We start from the raw sequence: 6979 nt of genomic DNA on the forward strand, positions 1-6979 counted from the left end.
CAGTGGTAAATCCACTGCTGTTTATCTGCTAATCTTTTCATTTTATTATAATTTTTATCTCATTTAAATTTTGCTTCCAGCTTCCCGGTCATTCCATTTTCACCTTCTGTCTTCAATCAATGCCGCTTAAACATACTTCGTGGGTATTTTTAAATACTCAAAAGGTAATGGAATTTTACATATAAAAAGAAAATAATTATTCAAGCATCTATGGTCGGCTCAAACTTAATTCTGCATTTAAATGCGATTTCCGATTCAAAAAATATGCTTGAGCCATTCTTAGCACGATCGATCTGAATCAAATCTAATCCTCTATTGCCTTCAATAGAGCGAACAACATCTATTCAGAAATTTTCACCGCACATCAAATTACAAAAGGGACAACATATGGACAATGTAGAAGTCTATGTAGAAAAGGCGGAACATAAAAAAACTCATCTCTATTCATGGTATGTAGTCATACTGTGTATGCTCGCCTATATTTTTTCGTTTATCGACAGACAAATCTTAGCGCTCATGATTGAGCCAATTAAAGCAGATTTGCTGTTAACCGATACCCAATTTAGTTTATTACATGGTCTTGCCTTCTCATTGTTTTATGCTTTTATGGGATTGCCTCTGGCTTATATTGCAGACCGCTTCTCCCGTCCCAAACTCATCTCGATTGGTATTATTGTCTGGAGCTTGGCAACAGCTGCATGTGGCATGAGTAAAAATTTTATTCAACTGTTTTTATGTCGTATGGGAGTTGGGGTTGGAGAAGCAGCGCTTTCGCCTGCGGCTTATTCCATGTTTAGTGACATGTTCAGTAAAGATAAGTTAGGCCGTGCCGTCGGGATCTATTCTGTAGGTGCCTTTTTAGGGGGCGGCATTGCCTTCTTGGTCGGTGGTTATGTGATTAAACTGCTAAAAGGTGCCACGCTGATACAAGTTCCACTTTTGGGTGCAATGAAAGCTTGGCAAGTGGCATTTTTGGTGGTCGGTTTACCGGGTATTTTCATTGGCTTGCTGTTTATATTGACGGTACGTGATCCAGAACGTAAAGGACAACGCTTAAATGCCTATGGTCATGTAGAAAAAGGCGAATTTAAGCAATGTTTACAATTCATGCGTAAACATAGCAAAACCATTACTTGTCATTATTTAGGCTTCACTTTCTATGCCATGGCACTTTACAGCCTGACCAGTTGGACACCTGCATTTTACATTCGTAAATTTTCACTTTCCCCGACTGAAACAGGCTATATGCTCGGCACCATCATGCTGGTTGCCAACACCTTAGGGGTGTTCTGCGCGGGCTGGTTAAATGACTGGTTAATTAAAAAAGGCAAACAAAATGCCCCGATGCTCACAGGTGTGATTGGCATTCTTGGATTAATTATTCCTATCTCTCTTTTCACCCAGATCAATCATTTAGGTATTTCTATTGCCCTTTTAGTTCCTGCGATGTTCTTTGCTTCATTCCCTTTGGTGATTTCTGCCACTGCCCTACAAATGCTGGCACCAAATCAGTTCCGTGCGCGTCTCTCTGCTATTTTCCTGCTGGTAAGTAATTTAATTGGTCTGGGCATTGGTACAACATTGGTCGCAATTTTGACCGATAAATACTTTGGTAATCCGCTCATGGTCGGTTCTTCATTGTCAATGATTGGTGGTGTCTCTTGTGTATTCGCTCTGATTTTACTGATCAAGGGCTGCAAGTTTTTTGATCAGAGCATTCAACTCGAAAAATCACATTAATCCCTAACCGCACTGACGTATTTAAGGTCTTTCCCCACTCTTTTGGGGAAGACACCCTCTTATGTTTTAGATAAGCGTACACGCATGTTATCGCGTTCGCACATTGGAAATGGAATATGCCAATCACATCACATTTTAGACAACGCACGCTTGCGATCTCTACCCTTGTTATTCTTAGTAGTTTTTACAGTTCAAGTGTCTTTGCTGCCGAACCTGATGCAACAGATGAATGGAAATTTACCTTAAGAAATGCCTATATTGACCGAGACTTTGACAATGCCAGTATTCGAGATACTGGAAGCTGGTCACAAGCCGCTTCGCTTTTTTTCAAATCACGCATGTTCGATACCCCACTTCATCTCGCTGATCGCCCGATTACAATTGGTGCAGATGCCTCAGTGCAGTATGCCGTTCGTTTAAGTTCAGATAAGCATGTTCCCGACTCCATTCTACCTTTTGACAAAGCCAGTCAGTCACAAGCTTCAGACTTTCTGAAATATGGTGAAACGCTTAAACTCGGTTATGCTCATTCTTTATTACGCGTGGGTGAGCTTTGGTTAGACCTCCCTGTGACCTCGGTAGACACCAGTCGTCAACTGTTAACATCCTATTGGGGGACGAACCTCAGGTCACAATGGACGGATCAATTCCAGACCGAAATTGGTCGTGTAGAAAAAGTTTCCCCGCGCAATGAAGAAGATTTTCGTAAATTTTCCTACACCACGAAAGGGCTCACCCATTATTCAGATGGCTTAAATTATCTCGATTTGCGCTATCAATTTAGCCCAAGCCTTAAAGGTGAATACTATTTTGGCAATCTGGAAGATCTTTATAATACGCACTACGCCAGTCTAGAACATACCTGGAAACAACCGAGTTTTTCGATTAATTCCAAGCTGAAGTATTTCAATACTAAAGATCACAATGATTCACTCACTGTAGATGCACAAAACATTGGCGTGCTGGAAACACTCAAAGTCAGCAATCACGCTGTGGGACTGGGCTATCAACAGATCATTGGGGATTCAGCCTATCCACTGTTGGATGGCTACTTACCAGAAACCTATTTTATTAACTGGAATGTCACTGGCTTTGCCAAACAAGATGAAAAATCATATCACTTTATCTATAGCTATGATTTTAAGAATTTTGTTCCGGGTTTAACTGGCGCTGTAAAATATGTCTATGGTCATGATTTCAAGTCAGCAACAGGTGCAGACAATCGTGAAACTGAAGCCAATTACGTGCTGAATTATGCATTGCAACAGCCCTATCTAAAAGGCATCGGCCTGCAATACATTCATATTGACTATGACGTGAAATATGGCAATGATTTTGCCGAAGACCGTATTTTTGTGAATTACATGAAAAAATTCTAAGCTGTATGGGTGTCTTGTATTACACAATGCCTCATCCTTATGAGGCATTGGTTTGGGATGACATCCCGTTATAAATTCAGGTTTTTGGAAATATTTTCGCTACGATAAATCTCTTCAATACAATCCAGTATTTTAGGAATATAACTGCTCTGGTCCATATTACGTATAGATAAGGAAATCGGACTGTAGGCTTGCTGATCGAGAATATCGAGATAGGCGACATTTTTCATCCCAATATCACAGGCACTTTCCGGAATAAGACACACGCCCTCTCCCGATGCAACCAAACCCAAAGCCATATGAATTTCGCGTACCTCAGTCCATTTGGTTGGAATTAAACCCAATTGCGTAAACATGGCCTGAATCGTGGTAGAAAAATTCGGCTTAGGCGTATTCGGATAAGAAAATAAGGTTTCATTCACCAGCTGCGATAAATACACTCCAGTTTCCTGATAGGCATTTAAAGGGTGCTTTTTATAGATCGCCAGTTTTAATTTTTCTTTACGCAATAAAATTCGCTTGATGGCAGGATCACTAATCGGCAAGCGACCAAAACCAATATCAATTTTACCCAGTTTTAAGGCTTCAACCTGATCTCTGGTACTGCATTCCAGCAATTCCACCTGAATCTCAGGGTTTTTCTGCCTGAATAAATAAATAATTTGCGGCAAAAGCCCATACAGCAACGAACTGACATAGCCGATTTTGACCGTGGTATTCACGGCATTGATCTTTTTAATCATGCTGGTTGCTTGTGCAGCATGCGTTAAAATTTGTACCGCGTGCTGATAAAAATATAAGCCGGCTTCAGTGGCTTTTAACGGTCGAGAACCTTTTTCAAACAGATCAATCCCAAGTTCTTCTTCTAGTTTTTTAATTTGGCGAGTTAACGGGGGCTGTGCAATAAACAATTTTTCAGCCGCTTTGGTAATACTTTGCTCTTCAACCACAGTCACAAAATATCGTAAATGTCTTAGTTCCATTAACATACCTTTTTAGTATTTAAAAATACCAGTCCATAACTATTTTAGGGTATTACATTCTTCTATCGTATACAAACAAGTTCGAAACAGTTGAAACTTCATGTATAAAAACATAGAAACTATACTCGTGGATATTCCAACGATCCGAGCGCATCAACTGTCAGTAACGACGATGCGTACACAAACCTTAGTCCTCGTAAAAATCACCACCACTGATGGTATTGTCGGTTGGGGTGAAGCAACCACTATTGGTGGTTTAAGCTATGGCGAAGAAAGCCCTGAAAGTGTCAAAGCCAATATTGAAACTTATTTTGCGCCATTACTGACTTCAATAAAAAATCTTAATGTCGCACAAACCTTAAAACTCATTCGTAAAAATATTAATGGCAACCGCTTTGCCAAATGTGCCGTACAAACTGCCTTACTTGATATTCAGGCGAAACGTCTTGGGCTGCCTATTAGCGAACTACTGGGTGGACGCCTACGGAACAGCCTGCCTGTACTCTGGACACTGGCATCGGGTGATACCGAAACGGATATCGCTGAAGCAGAAAAAATGATTGCCTTGAAACGTCACAATGCCTTCAAGCTCAAAATTGGTTCACGCCCTTTACAGCAAGATGTGGAACATGTCATTGCGATTAAAAAGGCTCTCGGTGCCGACATTAGCGTGCGCGTCGATGTGAACCGTGCGTGGTCAGAACTGGAATGTATTCGTGGTATTCAACAGTTACAGGACGGTGGTATTGACCTGATTGAACAGCCCTGTGCCATTCAAAATACTGATGCATTAGCCCGTTTAACTGAACGTTTTGACGTGGCGATTATGGCGGATGAAGCCCTAACTGGTCCTGATAGCGCCTATCGCATTGCCAAAAGTCATGGTGCAGATGTGTTTGCAGTCAAAATCGAACAATCTGGCGGTCTACTCGAAGCCTGTGAAGTCGCCAAAATTGCAGGATTGGCTGGCATTGATTTATACGGTGGCACCATGTTGGAAGGTCCAATTGGCACAATTGCTTCGGCTCACGCTTTTGCCACCTTCGAGACACTGGCTTTCGGGACTGAATTATTTGGACCACTGCTTTTGACTGAAGACATCTTAAAAACCCCGCTTCGCTATGAAAATTTTGAGTTGCATTTACCTACAGGTGCAGGTTTAGGCATTGAAATTGATGAAGACAAAATTGAACGACTCCGTCGTAAAGACAAGGAAGCTGTAAATGTTATTTCACGTACGCATGGACGTGCATATTCCGCTTGATATGCCACTTGAAAAAGTCAATGAAATTAAAGCGGTTGAAAAAGCCTATTCGCAGGAATTACAACGTTCTGGCAAATGGCGACACATCTGGCGTGTGACAGGTCAGTACTCCAATATCAGCATTTTTGATGTTGAGAGTAATGAAGAGTTGCATAACATTTTACAAGGATTACCGCTGTATCCCTTTATGAAGATTGAAGTGATGGCATTGAATCGTCATCCCTCTTCCATCCGTGAGGATGATTCATAGAATCTGAATCACCATTAATCTGTATTTTAAACATAACAAGGACTGTGGCATTAAAACCAAGTAGCTAAATCAATAGCCAATAATAATGCCATCCATAATCTACATACTTCAGGAGTTATAGTATGAACCGTCAACACATTGATGCTCTCGTTAAACAAATGAATGTCGACACCGCACAAGGACCTGTCGATGCACGTATTCAACAAATTATTGTTCGCTTACTTGGCGATCTGTTCCAAGCCATTGAAGATTTAGATATTCAAGCTTCTGAAGTCTGGAAAGGTTTGGAATATTTTACCGATGCTGGTCAAGCCAACGAATTGGGTCTATTAGCAGCAGGTTTAGGCTTAGAGCATTATTTAGATTTACGTGCCGATGAAGCCGATGCCAAAGCCGGTGTAACCGGTGGCACGCCACGCACCATTGAAGGACCGTTATATGTAGCGGGTGCGCCTGAAACTGTTGGTTTTGCACGTATGGATGATGGCAGTGAATCGGATAAGATTGATACTTTAATTATTGAAGGTATTGTCCGTGATGCGGATGGTCAGATCATTGAAAATGCCAAAGTAGAAATGTGGCATGCCAACAGCATGGGCAATTATTCTTTCTTTGATAAGTCGCAATCTGAGTTTAATTTGCGTCGTACTATTTTGACCGATGCTCAGGGTCAATATACCGCTTTAACCACCATGCCTGTGGGTTATGGCTGTCCGCCTGAAGGCACGACTCAAGCCGTGTTGAATAAGCTTGGTCGTCATGGTAACCGCCCTTCGCATGTGCATTATTTTGTTTCTGCACCAGGTTTCCGTAAGCTCACCACCCAGTTCAACATTGAAGGTGACCAATACCTGTGGGATGACTTCGCTTTTGCAACCCGCGATGGCTTAGTGGCAACTGCAGTCGATGTGACTGATCCTGCTGAAATTCAACGTCGTGGTTTAGACAAACCGTTTAAACACATCACTTTTAATATTGAGCTGGTAAAAGAGGTGGCTTCTGCCCCTTCAACTGAAGTTGAGCGTCGTCGTGCGGTGGCATAACACCTAAAAGTTTAAACATGAATGAGTTAAGGCATTACTTAGCTCATTCCATTCAGTTTTTAGATAGCGCTGCAATTTTTTAATTTTTTCATCCTCTTTTCGACATTTGATATTTGCACGAATGAAGCAGATCCGAAATCCATGTATGGGTGCTTTATATGATCAATAAATCCTCGACTTCAGTTCAGGAAGTTTTATCCCAAATCACTGACGGTTCAACCATCATGATCGGTGGTTTTGGCACAGCAGGCCAACCCGCTGAACTCATTGACGGGCTGATCAAGCTTGGACGTAAAGACCTGACCATTGTCAGCAACAAC

At 41.6% G+C, this 6979-nt stretch carries 7 protein-coding genes; 6 read left to right on the forward strand and 1 reads right to left on the reverse strand.

Translation table 11 applies throughout. From position 1 onward, the window contains the following. Positions 1 to 387: 387 nt before the first annotated feature. Both ACX17N_RS12330 and ACX17N_RS12335 read left to right on the forward strand, forming a co-directional pair. Complete coding sequence (locus ACX17N_RS12330; protein WP_458892863.1) at positions 388 to 1740, forward strand: spinster family MFS transporter; 1353 nt, start codon at positions 388 to 390, stop codon at positions 1738 to 1740. A gap of 116 nt (positions 1741 to 1856) precedes the next feature. Beyond that, positions 1857 to 3119 carry an OprD family outer membrane porin gene (locus ACX17N_RS12335; RefSeq protein WP_458892864.1) on the forward strand — a complete coding sequence of 421 codons (1263 nt, stop codon included), beginning with the start codon at positions 1857 to 1859 and terminating at the stop codon, positions 3117 to 3119. A gap of 68 nt (positions 3120 to 3187) precedes the next feature. Here ACX17N_RS12335 and ACX17N_RS12340 read toward each other — a convergent pair whose 3' ends face one another. Further along, complete coding sequence (locus ACX17N_RS12340) at positions 3188 to 4102, reverse strand: LysR substrate-binding domain-containing protein (protein WP_458892865.1); 915 nt, start codon at positions 4100 to 4102, stop codon at positions 3188 to 3190. Positions 4103 to 4202: 100 nt separating this feature from the next. On the opposite strand from ACX17N_RS12340, the gene ACX17N_RS12345 reads away from it, so the two are divergent. From ACX17N_RS12345 to ACX17N_RS12360, 4 genes are all read left to right on the forward strand, one after another. Then, positions 4203 to 5366, forward strand: a complete 1164-nt coding sequence (locus ACX17N_RS12345; protein WP_458892866.1) for a muconate/chloromuconate family cycloisomerase — start codon at positions 4203 to 4205, stop codon at positions 5364 to 5366. After that, the gene (catC, locus tag ACX17N_RS12350; RefSeq protein WP_458892867.1) at positions 5326 to 5616 is read left to right on the forward strand and encodes a muconolactone Delta-isomerase; all 291 of its coding nucleotides are present in this window, start codon (positions 5326 to 5328) and stop codon (positions 5614 to 5616) included. Before ACX17N_RS12345 ends, catC begins: the two co-directional genes overlap by 41 nt. A gap of 122 nt (positions 5617 to 5738) precedes the next feature. Further along, the gene (gene catA / locus ACX17N_RS12355) at positions 5739 to 6659 is read left to right on the forward strand and encodes a catechol 1,2-dioxygenase (RefSeq protein ID WP_458892868.1); all 921 of its coding nucleotides are present in this window, start codon (positions 5739 to 5741) and stop codon (positions 6657 to 6659) included. Positions 6660 to 6817: 158 nt separating this feature from the next. Next, positions 6818 to 6979, forward strand: a 162-nt coding sequence (locus tag ACX17N_RS12360; RefSeq protein WP_458892880.1) for a CoA-transferase, incomplete at its 3' end; no start/stop codon positions are given.

Source organism: Acinetobacter sp. GXMZU3951 (genome assembly GCF_054457875.1).